The organism is Catenulispora rubra (assembly GCF_015356825.1).
Classification (GTDB): Bacteria; Actinomycetota; Actinomycetes; order Streptomycetales; family Catenulisporaceae; genus Catenulispora; species Catenulispora rubra.
In genome coordinates, this window is record NZ_JAACYW010000636.1 from 1 (window position 1) to 1,205 (window position 1,205).

Sequence of the window (1,205 nt, forward strand, 5' to 3'; positions counted from 1 at the left end):
GGACGGGGCATCCGTTGTGGCCGGTCGTGATGAAGGTGCAGGCGGTGATCTACGCCATTCGGACCGGCGGGGATGAGATGCCAGAGTCCTGAGTAAGTGGTGCTCGCTTCCTTCCCTGCTCTCGCGGCAAGTTGACGCCGTTAACATCGGCCGGGCAGACTGGCTGTGGCGGCAAGTTAACGCCGTCAACATTGAGAGCGGGGAGTTCATGATGTCTGTACTGCGTAGTCGGTTTGCTGTGGCGCTTGTCGCTGCTGCTGTTTCGGCGGGGACGGCCGCTACCGCTGCTGCCGCGGCCGTCGCTCCGGGCGTGCCGGTCGTTTCCGTCACCGGGCAGGGGAGCGGCAACCTGCCGGGCGACCTCTTCCCGCAATGGGCAGGGGACCCCATCGACTTCACCATCAACGCTCAGGCGACGCCTGATCCATCCGGGACCTTCCAGGTCACCCACCGGCGCTCCGATGGATCGCTGTACACGGAGTTCTCCGGAACCGTCGTCTCCGTGACCGCGGCTGGGCAAATGGCCGTGGTGAACGGCGTGATTACGGCGGCTGACGATCCCGCCAATCCCGGCCTCACTCTCGTCGGCGCCAAGGTGGCGATGACGTTCGACGAGCGTCCCGATGGCACGCGTGTGGGGTTCGTCTGGGGGTTCGCGGGGCAGCCGGTCGCTGAGGGGCAGGGTGCTGTTCCGTTCTTCCCGCTCTCCAGTAGCTCGGTTGTTGTCAACAGCGGCGGCCAGCCGGGGCCGACCAGTGACAGGACCCTGACTGGCGGCCAGCCGAGCCAGGTGCCGGCCCGGCAGCTCAGCGGCACGGTCACGGGGGTCGATCCGGCCACCGGCGGGTATTACATGCTGACCACCGACGCGGGCGTCGCCGCCGGGGCTGCGACGACGACGGCTCAGGGTACGTTCACGTACTCGCTCTATCAGCCTGACATCGCCAAGTCGACGAGCTACAGCGGCACGATCGGCTGCCTGGACATCGGCGGCGACGACGCCGTGGCGACCGGCCAGATCACCGCGTCCAGCGGCAACGCGACGCTCGTCGGCAAGCGTGTGGCCTGGTCGGTGTACGACAACGGCACGGACAACTGGGTCTCCGGCCTCATCGACTCGGCTGCCACTCCGGTCCACGCCTGCCAGGGGCCGATTCCCGTCGCGGTCGGGACCGGCGGCCATATCGCTGTTACCGGCTGAGGGA

Annotated in this window: 1 protein-coding gene; it reads left to right on the forward strand. The window is 67.6% G+C overall.

What is annotated here, in order from left to right:
* Window positions 1-310 precede the first annotated feature (310 nt).
* The gene (locus GWK61_RS54685) at window positions 311-1,201 is read left to right on the forward strand and encodes a hypothetical protein (protein ID WP_194922308.1); all 891 of its coding nucleotides are present in this window, start codon (window positions 311-313) and stop codon (window positions 1,199-1,201) included.
* Window positions 1,202-1,205 lie beyond the last annotated feature (4 nt).